At 58.3% G+C, this 15687-nt stretch carries 12 protein-coding genes and 2 tRNA genes; 8 read left to right on the forward strand and 6 right to left on the reverse strand.

Annotation, left to right across the window (positions count from 1 at the left end; genetic code table 11):
* The first annotated feature begins 167 nt into the window (after positions 1-167).
* A complete protein-coding gene (locus FGO67_RS09125; RefSeq protein ID WP_203300415.1) occupies positions 168-1082 on the forward strand; it encodes an AEC family transporter in 915 nt (304 codons plus the stop codon).
* On the opposite strand, the gene FGO67_RS09130 is transcribed toward FGO67_RS09125, so the two are convergent.
* The gene (locus FGO67_RS09130; RefSeq protein ID WP_203300416.1) at positions 1059-2015 is read right to left on the reverse strand and encodes a zinc ABC transporter substrate-binding protein; all 957 of its coding nucleotides are present in this window, start codon (positions 2013-2015) and stop codon (positions 1059-1061) included. The two genes, FGO67_RS09125 and FGO67_RS09130, sit on opposite strands and share 24 nt — an antisense overlap.
* Positions 2016-2206: 191 nt before the next feature.
* Between FGO67_RS09130 and gltX the strand changes: the two genes are divergently transcribed.
* The 3 genes from gltX (at position 2207) to FGO67_RS09145 (ending at position 3963) form a co-directional block, all read left to right on the forward strand.
* The gene (gltX, locus tag FGO67_RS09135) at positions 2207-3688 is read left to right on the forward strand and encodes a glutamate--tRNA ligase (RefSeq protein WP_203300417.1); all 1482 of its coding nucleotides are present in this window, start codon (positions 2207-2209) and stop codon (positions 3686-3688) included.
* 116 nt (positions 3689-3804) lie between these two features.
* A tRNA-Ala gene (locus tag FGO67_RS09140) sits at positions 3805-3880 on the forward strand.
* 7 nt (positions 3881-3887) lie between these two features.
* Positions 3888-3963: transfer RNA gene (locus tag FGO67_RS09145), tRNA-Glu, on the forward strand.
* A gap of 91 nt (positions 3964-4054) precedes the next feature.
* Here the strand turns inward: FGO67_RS09145 and FGO67_RS09150 are convergent.
* Positions 4055-4906 (reverse strand): 6-pyruvoyl trahydropterin synthase family protein, encoded by an 852-nt coding sequence (locus FGO67_RS09150; protein ID WP_203300418.1) that lies wholly within the window; start codon positions 4904-4906, stop codon positions 4055-4057.
* Between the two features lie 86 nt (positions 4907-4992).
* Here FGO67_RS09150 and FGO67_RS09155 point away from each other — a divergent pair, with 86 nt between their 5' ends.
* Positions 4993-5661 carry a nucleotidyltransferase family protein gene (locus FGO67_RS09155; RefSeq protein WP_203300419.1) on the forward strand — a complete coding sequence of 223 codons (669 nt, stop codon included), beginning with the start codon at positions 4993-4995 and terminating at the stop codon, positions 5659-5661.
* On the opposite strand, the gene FGO67_RS09160 is transcribed toward FGO67_RS09155, so the two are convergent.
* The 3 genes from FGO67_RS09160 to FGO67_RS09170 form a co-directional block, all read right to left on the reverse strand.
* A complete protein-coding gene (locus tag FGO67_RS09160) occupies positions 5621-6730 on the reverse strand; it encodes a response regulator (RefSeq protein ID WP_203300420.1) in 1110 nt (369 codons plus the stop codon). The two genes, FGO67_RS09155 and FGO67_RS09160, sit on opposite strands and share 41 nt — an antisense overlap.
* A gap of 53 nt (positions 6731-6783) precedes the next feature.
* Positions 6784-8094, reverse strand: a complete 1311-nt coding sequence (locus FGO67_RS09165) for a PEGA domain-containing protein (protein WP_203300421.1) — start codon at positions 8092-8094, stop codon at positions 6784-6786.
* 115 nt (positions 8095-8209) lie between these two features.
* Complete coding sequence (locus FGO67_RS09170; protein ID WP_203300422.1) at positions 8210-8671, reverse strand: hypothetical protein; 462 nt, start codon at positions 8669-8671, stop codon at positions 8210-8212.
* 97 nt (positions 8672-8768) lie between these two features.
* On the opposite strand from FGO67_RS09170, the gene FGO67_RS09175 reads away from it, so the two are divergent.
* Positions 8769-11693 (forward strand): insulinase family protein, encoded by a 2925-nt coding sequence (locus FGO67_RS09175; protein WP_203300423.1) that lies wholly within the window; start codon positions 8769-8771, stop codon positions 11691-11693.
* A gap of 88 nt (positions 11694-11781) precedes the next feature.
* On the opposite strand, the gene ppsR is transcribed toward FGO67_RS09175, so the two are convergent.
* A complete protein-coding gene (gene ppsR / locus FGO67_RS09180) occupies positions 11782-12597 on the reverse strand; it encodes a posphoenolpyruvate synthetase regulatory kinase/phosphorylase PpsR (RefSeq protein ID WP_203300424.1) in 816 nt (271 codons plus the stop codon).
* A 132-nt stretch (positions 12598-12729) separates the two neighbouring features.
* Between ppsR and ppsA the strand changes: the two genes are divergently transcribed.
* Both ppsA and rraA read left to right on the forward strand, forming a co-directional pair.
* The gene (gene ppsA, locus FGO67_RS09185; protein WP_420844502.1) at positions 12730-15138 is read left to right on the forward strand and encodes a phosphoenolpyruvate synthase; all 2409 of its coding nucleotides are present in this window, start codon (positions 12730-12732) and stop codon (positions 15136-15138) included.
* A gap of 29 nt (positions 15139-15167) precedes the next feature.
* Complete coding sequence (gene rraA, locus FGO67_RS09190) at positions 15168-15647, forward strand: ribonuclease E activity regulator RraA (protein ID WP_203300426.1); 480 nt, start codon at positions 15168-15170, stop codon at positions 15645-15647.
* Positions 15648-15687: the final 40 nt, after the last annotated feature.

Here is a 15687-nt window from a genome sequence, read left to right on the forward strand (position 1 = left end):
TAAATGCTCTCCACAGCGGCCGGGAGCCGGAGCCCCAGCTAGCAATGGTTATATTATAATCGATTTCGGTGCCAGGAGTAGCAACTAGGAGTGGGTTACGGCATCTGCTATCCTTATTAGCTTCCTATATACCGCTGGCGGTGCCCGCCGTCTTTGGAGCAGATGTTATGCCGGTGATGGTTCAGGCGCTGGTTCCGGTGTTTGTGTTGATCATGCTGGGGCATGTTTTCCGGCGCTGGAATTTTCCCGGCGGCGATTTCTGGCCTCAGGCCGAACGCTTCACCTATTACGTGTTGTTCCCGGCCATGCTGGTGTTCAAGCTCGGGCAGGCCCGCCTGCCGGCGTCGGCCTACGGCGACATCGCATTGCTGATCGTGGCCATGCTGGTGGCCATGACACTGGTGCTGGTTGTGGCGCAGCGAATCTGGCGCTGGTCCGGGCCGGTGTTCTCATCGGTGTTCCAGGGGGCAATCCGGTTCAATTCCTACGTCGGGCTGGCGGCCGGGGGCATGCTGCTGGGCGATGAGGGGCTTTCACTAACGGCCATAGCCGTGGCCATCATGGTGCCGCTGCTGAACCTGTTGTGCATATTGATGTTTTCGCTGGTGGCCAGTCACGAGCCGGTGCGGCTGAAGCCGGTGATGAAGGCCATTGCCACCAATCCGCTGATTGTCGGCTCGGTGATCGGGGTGGTCTGGAGCTTCTTCGAAATCGGCTTTCACCCGCTGTTTGCCGCTATCCTCAAACCCTTGAGTGACCTAGCGCTGCCCATGGGCCTGATGTGTGTGGGTGCTGGCCTGCAGCTGAAGGCATTGCGGGGCGCTTCCATGCCGTTCCTGGTGTCGACGGTGCTGAAGCTGTTGGCGTTTCCGCTGATGGCTGCGGGGTTGGCTCTGCTACTGGGTGTGGATGGCTTGCTGGTGCAGGTGGTGGTTCTGCTGGCGGCGTTGCCCACCGCCACGTCGGCTTACATCCTGGCGCGTCAGCTCGGTGGCGACGCGCCGTTGATGGCTGGCATCATCAGTGGCCAGACCTTGCTGGCCATTGCCTCAATTCCGTTAATGCTTAGCCTGCTCTGGTAGGCATTTCAGTACCGCATCGGCGATGCTGTGTTGGAAGTCGAAATAGCCTTCAGGGCCTGCTTCCACATCGGTAGCAAGCGGGTCCCAGGTACTGAAGGTGACATTCAGATCTTCAGTAATCACCTCCCAGATTCCCGGATTAAACTGCGGCTCGGTCAGCAGGCAAGGGTGATGGCGGTGGCCCAGCTGGTCTTGAATCTTCGCGATGTGGCGAGCGCCGGGCGTCAGTTCCGGGTTCAGGGTCAGGATACCCTCCAGATTCAGGTCATAGTGCTCGGCAAAGCGGACAAAGGCGCTGTGGTAGGCGAACAGGCTGACGTCCTGGGCCGGATCAAGCTTGGTCCGAATCTCGGCCTCGGTTTCGGCCAGTCGGGTTTTAAACTGCTCCAGGTTCCGGGCCAGGGTGTCGGTGTCTGCATTTGGCTGTTGGGCCAACGAGTTGTACATCGTTTCCACCATGTCCTCGGCCAGTGCCGGGTCCAGCCAGATGTGCGGGTCTTCGCCTTCACCGTGGTCGTGATGAGCGTGTTCATCGTGGCCGTGCTCGGCATGGTCGTCATGGCCGTGTTCCGCATGCTCCTCGGATTCTTCCGGCTCCCGCATCGTGGCCTTACCTGCTGCCAGGCTAATGGTGCGTTGCCGGAAATCGGCACCGGCTAATAGTCGGCTCAGGAAGGTTTCCATGTCCGGGCCTATCCAGAAGATCACATCGGCTTCGTCCAGGGCGCGGCGCTGGGACGGCTTCATGTTGTAGTTGTGCGGGCTTGAGCCAGGCGGCACCAGAGTGGTGATGGTGGTGTCGGGGGTGGCGATGCTCTGGGCCAGCAGCGTCAGGGGTTTGAGCGAGGTAACAACGCGGGTTTCCGCCAGGGCAGGGGCGGCAATAAGGCAGAGGGCGGCGGCCAGAAGGCGTGCCGGTTTGAACATGGGCATGGAAGGTGGGTTCCTGATTGGCTGGTTATGAAACGTTATAATATAACGAAAATGATGTGGTCAGCGCAAAAATTCCTGGTGTTTTATACCTACCGCGCCTACGGATAAGCTTCCACGCCCATGCGAAACAGTTAGAGGGCCGGTATAATGCCGGGTTTATTCAACGGCCACCGACTTTTCAGGAAGGTTTCATGACAGTACGTACCCGAATTGCTCCATCCCCAACCGGAGACCCGCACGTTGGTACCGCCTACGTGGCCCTGTTCAACCTGTGCTTCGCCCGCCAGCACGGCGGCCAGTTCATTCTGCGTATTGAAGATACCGATCAGGCCCGCAGCACTGCGGAATCTGAGCGCGACATTCTGCAGGCGCTGCGCTGGCTTGGCCTGAATTGGGACGAGGGCCCCGATGTTGGCGGTCCCCATGGCCCTTACCGTCAGTCGGAGCGCAAGGATTCGTACAAGCAGTACGCCGAGGATCTGGTTACTGCCGGCCACGCCTTCTATTGCTTCCGTACTCCCGAAGAGCTGGAAGCCATTCGTGAAGAGCGCAAGGCCAAGGGGCAGAACCCGGGTATCAAGGGCAACCTCGAGCTGTCTGATGAAGAAGTGAAGCGTCGGCTGGATGCCGGTGAGTCTTACGTTATTCGCATGAAGGTGCCCGATGAAGGCGTCTGTGAAATCCAGGACATGCTCCGTGGCACCATCGAGATCGACTGGGCCCAGGTGGATTGCCAGATCCTGCTGAAATCGGACGGTATGCCCACCTACCACCTGGCCAACGTGGTAGATGACTACAAGATGGGCATCACCCACGTGTTGCGCGGTGAGGAGTGGATTAACTCGGCGCCCAAGCACAAGCTGCTGTACCAGTACTTCGGCTGGGACATGCCGGAGCTGTGCCATTTACCGCTGCTGCGTAACCCGGACAAGAGCAAGCTGTCGAAGCGCAAGAACCCCACCAGCATCAACTTCTACGAGCGCATGGGCTTCCTGCCGGAAGCCGTGACCAACTACCTGGGCCGCATGGGCTGGTCAATGCCTGACGAGCGTGAAAAGTTTACCCTGGACGAGATGATCGAGAACTTCGACATCCAGCGTGTATCCCTGGGTGGCCCGGTATTCGATGTGGAAAAGCTGCGCTGGCTTAACGGCCAGTGGCTGCGTGACGAGCTGACCGACGAGCAGTTTATGGCGCGTATGCGTCAGTGGTGGTTCAACGAGGATGCGCTGGCTGACCTGGTGCCGCACATCAAGGGCAGGGCAGAGGTGTTCTCTGATGTGGCGCCCATGGCCCAGTTCATGTTCTCGGGCATGCTGAACCTGAAGCCGGAAGACTTCGCCCACAACAAGCTGGACGAGGCGCAGATCAAGCGCGTGCTGCAGTTCACCCTGTGGAAGCTTGAGGCCCAGCGCCACTGGAGCAAGGAAAATATTTTTGCCGACGTGAAAGCCATGGCCAAGGCTATGGACATCAAGATGGGCGATTTCATGTTCTCCATCTTTGTGGCAGTAGCCGGTACACCCAATTCCTGGTCGGTGATGGACTCCATGGCATTGCTGGGTCCAGACATGACCCGGTCGCGTTTGCGTCATGCACTGGAAGTGCTGGGTGGGTTTTCCAAGAAAGAAACCAAGAAAGTGGAGAAAGAGTACGCCGCGTTGGGTGCTTAATAACCGCTTTGGTGAATAAATAAACGACGTGAACAGGGATGTTCAGAAAACTGAAAAAAAGTGGGTTTTTGCGGTTGACGGCCCCAGGGCGGATCCTTAATATACGCATCCGTTGAGGGGCCATAGCTCAGCTGGGAGAGCGCAACACTGGCAGTGTTGAGGTCGGCGGTTCGATCCCGCCTGGCTCCACCAATTTCTAGTCCCCTTCGTCTAGTGGCCTAGGACTCCGCCCTTTCACGGCGGCAACAGGGGTTCGAACCCCCTAGGGGACGCCAATACGGCTTGACGGTTTAGTCCACCGGAAAGCCACAAAAAAACCGCCTTCGGGCGGTTTTTTTGTGTCCGTAAGAAAGTGCGGCCCCCGGTTTAACGGGAGGCGATGGCGCCCTTGCCAACCCCTTCAAACGCCTTCACCCGGATGGTGTCCTTGGGGTAATCCACCTTGAGCTTGTCGGCGATGTGAGCGGCAATCAGCTCCACCGTGGTGTCGGTGTCCAGCATGTAGACCCGCTCCTCTGGCATGACCAGTGCAAACTCGCCCTGGTTAGCCTCGTACTCGAAGGTGACGTAGCGAACGCCGTCCTCGCCAACGTGACGACGCACCACGTCTTCCTCAGAGCCGACATAGATGTCGCGCCAGCGTGATGCCCATTTGCGCTCCAGCTCGTAATCCCGGTAGCCATTGCGATCAATGCGAATGGGTGAGCGGTGGCCGTGGGCAATGCGCTGGCAGTTACCCAGATGTTTCTTCAGACCGTGGACGTAATGGTAGTAAGCGCCCTCGATCACCTCTTCGCGCAGATTGATCTCGATGGAGGTGACGTTAGCAGGCAGCACCGCTTGCAGTTCGTGTTCCAGCAACCGGGCAACCGCAGACGGCACCACGCGCTCCGAGGACAGCCAGACCACGGCTTCATCCGGAGAGCGGTGAATGATTTCACTACCGTCGGTGAGGGCCCACTGAAAAGTGTCTGGCTCGTTCTCGTCCCAGCTCAGCCCTTCGTAGCCGCGCGGAATCACCAGCCGGTGGTCCACCCGCTCGTCGATAACGCGCTTAATGGTTCGCTTCACGTTACTGAAATCGAACACCATGCCCTGGTCGTCGAGCTCGCCTCCCAAGACGACATCCGCAATCCAGCTCTCACCAACCAGGCCCCTTGTGGGATCGAGGTAGGCGAAATCAATGACGGTCAGGTTGTCTACAAAGAGGTGGTTCATTAAGCGTCCGGGTGGGTATGGTTGATTGATGGCCGAATTCTAGCAAAAATCATCGACATCGGCAGTCTGGCGTTGGACCAGGCTTCATGCGCTTCGCTTTTGGAGTTTTTATCATAAACCTCTCCGCTTCCCCCAACGATCAGGAATTCCCGGCACTTATTCTGGCGGCGGGCGCCTCATCCCGCCTTGGCCGTCCCAAAACGCTGCTGTCCATACCCGGCAGTGGCAAGACGCTGCTGGACCAGGCCATTCACAACGGAAGGATTCTGAGCCGAGATGTGCGGGTGTTGTGCGGCGCCTGGTATCCACTGATTCGCTTCCGCACGACTGCGCAGCCCTCGGCGTGGTTGCAGGTGCCGGATTGGCAGGAAGGGCTGTCGGCGTCGCTGGCAACGGGTCTGGCCAGTATGGGGCCGAAGGTGAAAGGGGTGTTTGTGCTGGTGGCCGATCAGCCGCTGCTAGATGAGGGGGCCTTGCAGGCTTTTGGCAGGGCGGCGCGCTTTGTCCCGCATCAGCCAATGGCTGCCGATTATGACGGCTGGCCCGGAGTACCGGCTTATCTGCCCAGGTGGTTATGGCCGGAAGTGATGGCGCTGGAAGGGGATAAAGGCGCGGGCCAGTTACTGGCCAGCGTACGGGCAACCAGGGTGGATATTCCGGGGGTCGACGACGACGTCGACACCCCGGAGGATTGGCAGAGAGTTCGGCAGCGGCTCAGCCAAACAGGCCGGACAACCAGGCAATCCCAACGCTGAAAATGCTCAGGCTAACCGCCAGGCCAATGGTGTAGACCCGGGACGAGGCTGAGCGCTGCTGGGCCACGAACAGATCGATGGTGCGCTGGGCGATGTCTTCGGCGGTTTCCCGGGAAATTTCGTGGGCCTGCTGAATGGCCTCGGATTGCAGGGTTTGCCAGAACTCAGTGTCGATAGTCTGCACGCTGGTGATGTGGTCCTTCAGCTCCGCCATGTGCTCGGTGGTGAACCCGGAATTGCGCTGCAGCGATTTCTTCAGGTCCGCCAGTTCCCGGGCCAGGTTGAGGTTCACTTCCGCCGCCACTTCGTCCCGCAGGTGCTTGGTGCGCTCCTCAATCAGGCTGGTCATCTTGTCCAGCCGTTCTTCCAGGGTCTTTTCCTGCTTGCTGCGGGATTCGTCCAGCGCTCGTTTTAGATGATCAAACTGCTCATCGAACAGAGAACTGAGCAGTTCGTGCAGGCGATTGTTGATGTGGGTTTTCACCGCCGAGCGGGAAATCTGCTCAATCAGGTCGCTGGTCAGTGGCACCACGCTTGAGGTTGAGGTGCCATTGGCCGGGGCCGGTGAGTCATTGTCGGCCTTCATCGACATCTCCACGGAGCCGTCGCCGGGAATGTTCAGGAGCTCGTCATCGTCAAGCTCGAACAGGTCAATGCTGCCGGGCTCTGGCGGCTCGGGCAGGGTGCCTTCGGTGACGTCACGGTCGAGTTGATCCAGTACCAGGTACAGGCCTTCGGTGTGCGGTGGTTTGGTCAGAATGTTGTAGACCCCAAAGTTCTTCGCCTCTTCCATAAAACTGGAAGACTTCTTCGACGTGCACATGATGATCGGGATAGAGGCGGTATCCGGGTTGCCCTTGATGGCCTTGATCGCCTCGACGCCATTCATGCCCGGCATCAGGTGATCCATGAAGATGACGTCGGGCCGATTGTCATTGTTCAAAAAATCCAGTGCTTCTTCGGCCGAGCCCGCCATGTTTACTTCCATGTCGCGACTTTCCAGCAGCTTGCTCAAGGCAAATCGGGCTACCTTGGAGTCGTCCACCAGCAGAGCGTTTTTGATCGCCATCTCACTACCTCAATCATTTACTGCAAACGCGTGTGTTGTCGGGCTTAGGCTTATTACCAGCCGTCCAGTGTCGGGCATTGCGTGGCCCGGTAACTCTTGTCCCGATAACAGACACCGGGCTCGGTGGTGCGGGCGGTGAAGATCTCACCGGCAGCGGTTGTCAGTCGAACCTGTCCGTAGGGCTTGCCGTGCCGGAAGGTGGCCTCGATGGAGCTGCCGTTCGGGTTCAGCAGCAGGCCTTGGCCATGAAACTTACCTTCAATATATTCACCTTCGTATTTTTTTCCATCCGAAAACACTTCGGCACCGGAACCGTGGAACGCACCGTTGGAAAAGTCGCCCTCGTAGTGGCGGCCGTTGGGATAGGTGAGGGAGCCGCGTCCGTGAAATTCGTTATCCCGGAACGCGCCGACGTAGAGCATGCCGTCTGCGGTGGTCAGTGAGCCGTGGCCATTCAATTGGCCATCTCTCCAGTGGCCGGTGAGGATGTCGCCGTTGGCTATGGTGAGGGTGCCCTTACCACTGAACTGATTGGCGCGGAACTCACCGGCATAACGCGCGCCCTCGGCGCTGCGCCAGGTGCCCTGGCCATGGTGCTGGCCATTCTTCCAGTCGCCGTCGTAGCGACTGCCATCCGGGTGCCAGGCGATGCCTTGGCCATCAAACTTGCCGTTCACGAAGTGGCCTTCGTAGCGCAGGCCGTCTTTATCCTGGTAGGTGCCATCGCCGGTTTTAACGCCGTTAATCCAGGTTCCGTTGTTAAAGTTCACGGTGGTGTAGGCGATCAGTTGGCCGACAAGGGTCATTTCACTGCCGGCCTCCAGTTCCACTTTTCGGCTCCAGGCCTGGTAACCGGGCTTGGTGATGGAGACGTCGTAAGTGCCGGGCCTGAGTTCCAGGTCCAGCCGGGTTGCTCCGTAGTCCTTGCCATTGATGGTGACACGATCACCAACCACGTTTGAGCGCAATACCAGCGCGCCGGTTGCCGGGGCTGCCGGAGCTGTCTCTGGTTGATCCGGGTTGAAGTCAGGGCGAGTGGTAAGCGCCGCCGCGGGCTCAGCCAGGGCAAGCAGAGTTGGCTCTTCCGGCATGTCGGGCACCTGGAAGGTCTCTGCTTCGACGTTCGGTTCGGGTGGCAATGCCGTCGCCGGTTTGGCGGTACGGGCGGTCTTGGCCGGCGTTTTCGATTCGGTCTTCGTCTTGGGTCTGGCTGGCGGTGCGTTGGCAGCGAGGGTCTGGGAAACGGTCGGTGGTGTCAGGGCGGTGCCGCTGTTTATCTCATCATGTACCGATGCGAATCCGGCCGTAACCAGGAGCATCAGGGCGAGGGCATTGATGAACAGGAGCGGTCTGAAATCGACCATGGGGAACCTCTTGAACCAGCAGTTTTAGAATTCTTATTACCTCTCTGCATCTTACCCAGTGCGTGCAAACTTATGTAACACAAAGTGTTTGTAGTTTTTTAGAATGCAGGACAAATCACATTTTGTCCGGAAGCTGGTCAACATTGAGTTGTTCCCATGACCTCATGTAGACATCGGCTTCGTATTCATAAGGCGAGCGAAACGGGGTCAGTACGAAGTCGAAGACCAGGAAGATAAAGCCGATGGACGCCCAGGCAAGGGCGAGGGTGCTTAAGGTGGTGGCCTGAACTTCGGGGTTAGCGTCGACGAACTCCTGCAGCAGTGGAATCAGGTCGGAGGCCATTACCACCGGATTGAAGCTCGACAGGACAAGCGGAATCCAGAAGGCAATGAAAATCGGGAAGAATCCGAACGACCAAAGCAACCGACGCAGCAGGTAAATGGCAACTTCCCGCCAGAAACGCTGTCTGATCTCGGGTACTTTGCGCACACGCTCGAGGTATCGACGGCGCTCGGCCCAGTAGGCCGCGACTTCAGGTGCATCCACCGCGCGGGTGTGGGGGGAATAAGTTGTCATGAATGGCCGGTTACCTTGTCGCTTCTGGACTGTGCATGATAATCGATACTACGTGTTACCCTACAATTCTCAAATCGTTAAAGACAGGATAGTTTGAATGGCTGCAGTGATCGACAACGCAACTCATCCGGCCTTTGAAAAGCTTCGCAGTCACCGGATTGCCACCCTCAATCTCGACATCGAAGAGTATCGCCATAAGAAAACCGGCGCCCGTCACCTGCATCTGGCGGCAGACAACGACGAGAACGTGTTTTTCGTTGCCCTGCGGACTTTCCCGATGGATTCCACCGGTGTCGCCCACGTTCTGGAACATACCGCCCTGTGTGGCAGTGAGCGCTATCCTGTTCGCGATCCGTTCTTCATGATGATCCGTCGCTCCCTGAACACCTTTATGAACGCGTTCACCAGCAGCGACTGGACCGCATACCCGTTTGCCAGCATGAACCGGAAGGACTTCGACAACCTGTTGTCGGTGTACCTGGATTCCGTGTTCTTCTCCAAACTGGATCCGCTGGACTTTGCTCAGGAAGGTCACCGGCTGGAGTTTGATACCCCGAACGACCCCAACACCGATCTGGTCTACCGGGGCGTGGTCTACAACGAAATGAAAGGCGCCATGAGTTCGCCCACCTCGCAGTTGTGGCAGAACCTGAGCAGCCACCTGTTCCAGACCACCACCTACCACTACAACAGTGGCGGCGAGCCAGACCATATTGTGGATCTGAGCTATGACGACCTGGTGAAGTTCTACCGTCACCATTACCACCCGAGCAACGCCATCTTTGCCACCTACGGCAACATTCCGGCTCATGAGCATCATGAGCGCTTTGAAGAGCTGGCACTGAAGCGCTTCGATCGGCTGGATATTGAGCTGCCGGTGCGGGATGAGAAGCGCATGTTCTCGCCGGTTCGGGTCGAGCAGGGTTACGCCGTTAACGAAGGTGAGGGTACCGACAACAAGACCCACATTGTGATGGGCTGGTTGCTGGGCCACAGCTTTGATCTGCAGGAAAACCTGGAAGGGCAGTTGCTGTCGGCCGTGTTGCTGGAGAATAGTGCCTCGCCGTTGATGCGAGCGCTGGAAACCACTGATCTGGGCCACGCCCCGTCGCCCATGTGCGGGCTGGAAGATTCCAACCGCGAAATGACCTTTGTCTGCGGTATCGAGGGCAGTGAGCCTGAGAAGCACAAGGATCTTGAGGCGCTGATTGAAAGCACGCTACTGCAAGTGGCGGAAGAGGGCGTCAGTGAAGAACGTCTGGAAGCTATCCTGCATCAGTTGGAACTGCACCAGCGCGAGATTGCGGGTGATCAGTTCCCGTACGGTCTGCAACTGATCATGACCGCCATTTCACCGATGGTGCACGGCGGCGATCCGGTGGAGCTGCTGGATCTGGAGCCGGTGCTGGCCACCCTGCGTGAGAAAATCCGCGATCCGCAGTACGTACCCAGCCTGATTCGCAAGAAACTGCTGGAAAACCCGCACCGGGTCACCCTGACGCTGCGCCCGGATGAGAGGCTTGAAGGGCATCGCCAGCAGGCCATTACCGAAGCCCTGGCTCGCCGCAAGGCCGAGCTGACCGACGACGAAGTGAAGCAGATCGTTGATCGTGCCCAGGCGCTGGAAGATCGCCAGATGCGCAAGGACGACGACTCCATTTTGCCCAAGGTAGACCTCACCGATGTGCCGCTGCAGATGCCGGAGCCGGAATCCCAGTACGATGGCGACATCGCCGCCACTGTTTTCGCCCGGGGCACCAATGGCCTGGTGTACGAGCAGGTGGTGGTGCCGGTCCCGGAACTGACCGAAGAAGAGCTGTTGCTGGTGCCGTATTACACAACGCTGATTTCAGAAGTGGGGTGTGGTGATCTGGATTACCTGCAGATGCAGGACCGTATTTCGGCCGAATCCGGCGGTATTGGCGCCTCGTTCACGGCCAAGGGCCGTGTCGACGACGTTCAGGACCTGACCGGTTACCTGGTCTTCAACGGCAAGGCCCTGGCTCGTAACCGCAGTGAACTCACCCGTCTGCTGCGGGATGTGTACACCAGTGCCCGGTTTGATGAAACCGACCGGGTGCGCGAAATCATTGCCCAGATTCGCGCCCGTCGTGAGCAGGCAGTCACGGGCAGCGGTCATGCCCTGGCAATGGGCGCAGCGTCGCAGGGCATGGGTCCGGGGTCCTGGCTGTCGTTCCGGCTGGGTGGCCTTGCCGGTATTCGCGGAACCAAGCAGCTGGATCAAGCCTTGAAGGATCCGAAAGAGCTGGCTGCGTTCTGCGATAAGCTGGCGGCACTGCACGACAAGATTCGCAATCAGAACCGTGAGTTCCTGTTGATTGGAGAGGAAGCCGAGTTACCGGCCATGGTCGACGATCTGAAGTCCTGCTGGCAGGGCGAGGCGGGCACTGAAACGTCCAACTGGACCATGGAGCCGGTGGACTACACTACCCGTGAAGCGTGGCTGACCTCTACCCAAGTGAACTTCTGTGCCAAAGCCTACCGCACTGTGCCGGTAGATCATCCCGATGCGGCCGCGCTGACGGTACTCGGCGGTTTCTTGCGCAACGGATACCTGCACCGCGCCATTCGCGAGAAGGGCGGCGCCTACGGTGGTGGTGCCGGTCAGGACAGCGTAAACGGCACCTTCCGATTCTTCTCATACCGGGATCCGCGTCTGGCGGAAACCCTGGAGGACTTCGACAAGTCCCTGGAGTGGCTGCAGGAAGCGGAGCACGACGAACAGGAGCTGGAGGAGTCTATCCTTGGTGTTATTGGTCAGCTTGATCGCCCACGCTCTCCGGCGGGTGCGGCGCGTCATGCTTTCCACAACAAGCTGTTTGGTCGTAGCCCGGAACAGCGCGCCCGGTTCCGTGAACGTGTGCTGGCGGTAACGCTGGACGACATCAAGCGTGTGGCAGCCACCTGGCTGGTGCCGGAAAATGCCAGCACGGCCGTGGTCACCAATCCGGACAACCGCGACGTAGCGGAACAGCTGGGATTGGCGATAGAAGAAATGTAAGCCGCTGCGGGTGTGTTAAGAACCCACAACGAAAAAAGAGGGCCATCTGGCCCTCTTTTTTTAGGCATCGACTTTGTGTCGGTCTGGCTCAGCGGTTCCGTTTCAGCCCCGTGGTTACCATGATCCGGGTCGAAATCTCTTCCACCGAATAGGCGGTGGTGTTGAGGTAGGGGATGCGCTCGCGCCGGTACATCAGCTCGATTTCCTCGATCTCGTGCATGCACTGTTTTATGGACGAGTAACGGGAGTTCGGGCGGCGCTCGTTACGGATGGTCGCCAGCCGCTCCGGCTCGATGGTCAGGCCGAAAATTTTCTCCTTGTGGGGCTTCAGGGCCGCAGGCATCAGCTGATCTGACAGATCCTCTTCAGTGATCGGGTAGTTAGCCGCTTTGACCCCGTACTGCAGTGCCAAATAGAGGCAGGTTGGGGTTTTTCCGCTTCGGGACGCGCCTACCAGAATGAGGTCAGCCTCATCATAATGCCGGGTGCGCGCGCCATCGTCGTTGTCGAGGGCAAAGTTCACCGCGTTGATGCGACGCTCGTAACTGCCTTCGTTGTTGATGGAGTGCGACTTGCCCACGGTGTACGACGACGAGGACTGCAGTTCCTGCTCCAATGGGTTCAGGAAGGTGCCGAAGATGTCGATCATGAAGCCGTCAGCGGTGGCGATGATCTCCCGGATGTCGCTATTAACGATGGTGTCGAACACCAGCGGTCGGGCACCGTCGATTTCTGACGCTTTGTTAATGCGACTCACCATCTCGGTGGCCTTTTCCTCATCGTCGATGTAAGGCACAGTCACGCGCTCGATATCGATTTTCTCAAACTGGGCCAAAAGGCTGTGGCCGAGTGCCTCGGCGGTGAGGCCGGTGCCATCGGAAATAAAGAAAGCAGTACGTTTCATGAGGTCTCGTCCGGTTCCGTATTTGGCGGGTTCCCTAGGTAATTGCCGCAGGTTACAGTATCATACACGCCAAGTTCGAGACTCCGCAGTGGATATTGCCTGCTTTTACCGCTAGATACCGCTGGCCCGGTTATGCTCTTTGCTTTACAGACTCAAGGGAGACGTGCTTTGGAAGATTACATTATCTGGTTTGATCACCTGGGAATGTCGGATGTTGACCGGGTAGGTGGTAAAAACGCCTCTCTCGGTGAAATGATCAGTAATCTAGCCAACGCAGGCGTGACCGTTCCAGGTGGTTTCGCCACAACCGCCCACGCCTACCGTGAATTCCTGGCCACCGATGGCCTGAAAGACAAGATAGACAGCGCCCTGGATGCGTTGGACGTGAACGATGTGAACGAACTGGCCCGCGTGGGTGCCCAGATTCGTCAGTGGATCATCGACACCGATTTTCCAGATGCGCTTGAGAACGCATTGAAAGAATCTTTTGCCACCCTTCAGGCCGGTAATGACAACATGGCGGTTGCCGTGCGTTCGTCCGCCACTGCCGAAGACCTGCCCGATGCCTCGTTTGCCGGCCAACAGGAAACGTTCCTGAACGTAGTCGGCCTGCAACAGGTGCGCACCTCCGTGAAGGAAGTGTTTGCTTCCCTGTTTAACGACCGTGCCATTTCCTATCGCGTGCATCACGGCTTCGATCACAAGCTGGTGGCGCTGTCGGCCGGTATTCAGAAGATGGTGCGCAGCGAGACTGCTTCCAGTGGCGTCATGTTCACCCTGGATACCGAATCCGGCTTCCGCGATGTAGTTTTTGTGACCGCCTCCTATGGCCTGGGCGAGACCGTGGTTCAGGGTGCTGTTAACCCGGATGAGTTCTACGTTCACAAGCCGACCCTGGAAAACGGCCGGCCGGCGGTACTGCGCCGCAACCTCGGCAGCAAGGCCATCAAGATGGTCTACAACACCGCTGCGGACGCCAGCGAGTTCGTCGAGACCGTTAAGGTAGAGCAGGAAGATCGCAATCGCTTCTGCATTACCGATGCAGAAGTTGAAGAGCTGGCCAAGCAGGCCATGATCATCGAGAAGCACTACCAGCGCCCGATGGACATCGAGTGGGCCAAAGACGGCGACGACGGCCGAATCTACATCGTGCAGGCGCGCCCTGAAACGGTAAAGAGCCGCGCCTCCGCTAACGTCATGGAACGCTACCTGCTGAACGAAACTGGCAAGGTGCTGGTGGAAGGCCGCAGTATCGGTCACAAGATTGGCAGCGGCCCGGTGAAGGTTATTACCAGCATTAAAGAGATGGACCGTGTGCAGGACGGTGACGTTCTGGTCACCGACATGACCGATCCGGACTGGGAGCCGGTCATGAAGCGCGCGTCGGCTATCGTTACCGATCGTGGTGGCCGTACCTGCCACGCAGCCATCATTGCCCGGGAGCTGGGTATCCCTGCCGTGGTGGGTTGTGGCGATGCCACCGAGCTTCTTAAGGAAGGTCAGGAAGTGACCGTGTCCTGCGCCGAAGGTGACACCGGTATGATCTACGAGGGCGCGTTGGACTTTGAACTGCGCGAGAACACCGTGGATTCCATGCCTAATATCCCGTTCAAGATCATGATGAACGTGGGCAACCCGGACCGTGCCTTTGATTTCCAGGCGCTGCCGAACGAAGGCGTTGGCCTGGCCCGGCTGGAGTTCATCATCAACCGCATGATTGGTGTGCATCCCAAGGCCCTGCTGAACTTTGACGGCCTGCCGCGCGACATCAAGCAGACTGTTGAAAAGCGCATTTCCGGCTACAGCTCGCCGGTCGATTTCTACGTCGACAAGCTGGTAGAGGGTATTTCCACCCTGGCGGCGGCGTTTGCACCCAAGAAAGTGATCGTTCGTCTGTCCGACTTCAAATCCAATGAGTACGCCAACCTGATTGGCGGCACGCTCTATGAGCCGGATGAAGAAAACCCGATGCTCGGCTTCCGGGGTGCATCCCGCTACATTTCCGAAACCTTCCGGGACTGTTTTGAACTGGAATGCCGCGCGCTGAAGAAAGTGCGTAACGAAATGGGTCTCACCAACGTGGAAGTCATGGTGCCGTTTGTGCGCACCGTGGGCGAAGCCGAGCAGGTCGTTAACCTGCTGGCGGAAAATGGCCTCAAGCGCGGCGAGAACGGCCTGCGCGTCATCATGATGTGCGAGCTGCCGGCCAACGCGCTGCTGGCGGAGCAGTTCCTCGAGCACTTCGATGGCTTCTCCATTGGCTCCAACGACCTGACTCAGCTGACCCTGGGCCTTGACCGCGATTCCGGCATCATTGCGCACCTGTTTGATGAGCGTAACGATGCAGTGAAGGCACTGCTCTCGAATGCTATCCAGGCCTGTAAGAAAGCCGGCAAGTACATCGGTATCTGTGGCCAGGGGCCATCGGATCATCCGGATCTGGCCAAGTGGCTGATGGACGAGGGCATCGACACTGTGTCCCTGAACCCGGATTCGGTTCTGGATACCTGGTTCTTCCTGGCTGACGAAAAAATCGACTGAGTTTCATTTCAGGAAAAGGAGAGCAAACAGTGGCAGATATCATTACCCCGGACCTCTGTGACGAGTTCCCGGACGTTGAAGTCGTCGAGCCGGGTTTCAACAACTACGGCGGCAACAGGGCATTCGGTGGCGAAATCGTCACCGTGAAATGCTTCGAGGACAACTCTGTGGTCAAGGAGCAGGTGGGCCTGCCAGGCAATGGCCGGGTTATGGTCGTGGACGGTGGTGCTTCAAAACGCCACGCGCTGCTGGGTGACATGTTGGCGGAGAAAGCCGCGAGTAACGGCTGGGCCGGTCTGATCATCTACGGCTGTGTGCGCGATGTTGATGAGATTGGTAACACCGCCCTGGGTGTTCAGGCGCTGGGCACGCACCCGCGCAAGAGCGAGAAGCGCGGCCTGGGTGACTTGAATGTGCCGGTGACCTTCGGTGGGGTGACCTTCCGTCCGGGCGACTACGTCTACGCGGATAACAACGGTATTATCGTCTCCAAGAAGCCTCTGGTCTGAGGCTTTGCCTTCCTGCTTCACTCGACTCATTCGTGGGGCA

The sequence above is a fragment of the Marinobacter sediminum genome (assembly GCF_016820575.1).
GTDB lineage: Bacteria > Pseudomonadota > Gammaproteobacteria > Pseudomonadales > Oleiphilaceae > Marinobacter > Marinobacter sediminum.

Excerpts from the sequence above, each read along its gene's own strand:
- FGO67_RS09125 (WP_203300415.1), top strand. The coding sequence starts at position 168 with ATGCCGGTGATGGTTCAGGCGCTGGTTCCGGTGTTTGTGTTGATCATG.
- FGO67_RS09130 (WP_203300416.1), bottom strand. The coding sequence starts at position 2,015 with ATGCCCATGTTCAAACCGGCACGCCTTCTGGCCGCCGCCCTCTGCCTT.
- gltX (WP_203300417.1), top strand. The coding sequence starts at position 2,207 with ATGACAGTACGTACCCGAATTGCTCCATCCCCAACCGGAGACCCGCAC.
- FGO67_RS09150 (WP_203300418.1), bottom strand. The coding sequence starts at position 4,906 with ATGAACCACCTCTTTGTAGACAACCTGACCGTCATTGATTTCGCCTAC.
- FGO67_RS09155 (WP_203300419.1), top strand. The coding sequence starts at position 4,993 with ATGCGCTTCGCTTTTGGAGTTTTTATCATAAACCTCTCCGCTTCCCCC.
- FGO67_RS09160 (WP_203300420.1), bottom strand. The coding sequence starts at position 6,730 with ATGGCGATCAAAAACGCTCTGCTGGTGGACGACTCCAAGGTAGCCCGA.
- FGO67_RS09165 (WP_203300421.1), bottom strand. The coding sequence starts at position 8,094 with ATGGTCGATTTCAGACCGCTCCTGTTCATCAATGCCCTCGCCCTGATG.
- FGO67_RS09170 (WP_203300422.1), bottom strand. The coding sequence starts at position 8,671 with ATGACAACTTATTCCCCCCACACCCGCGCGGTGGATGCACCTGAAGTC.
- FGO67_RS09175 (WP_203300423.1), top strand. The coding sequence starts at position 8,769 with ATGGCTGCAGTGATCGACAACGCAACTCATCCGGCCTTTGAAAAGCTT.
- ppsR (WP_203300424.1), bottom strand. The coding sequence starts at position 12,597 with ATGAAACGTACTGCTTTCTTTATTTCCGATGGCACCGGCCTCACCGCC.
- ppsA (WP_420844502.1), top strand. The coding sequence starts at position 12,730 with ATGCTCTTTGCTTTACAGACTCAAGGGAGACGTGCTTTGGAAGATTAC.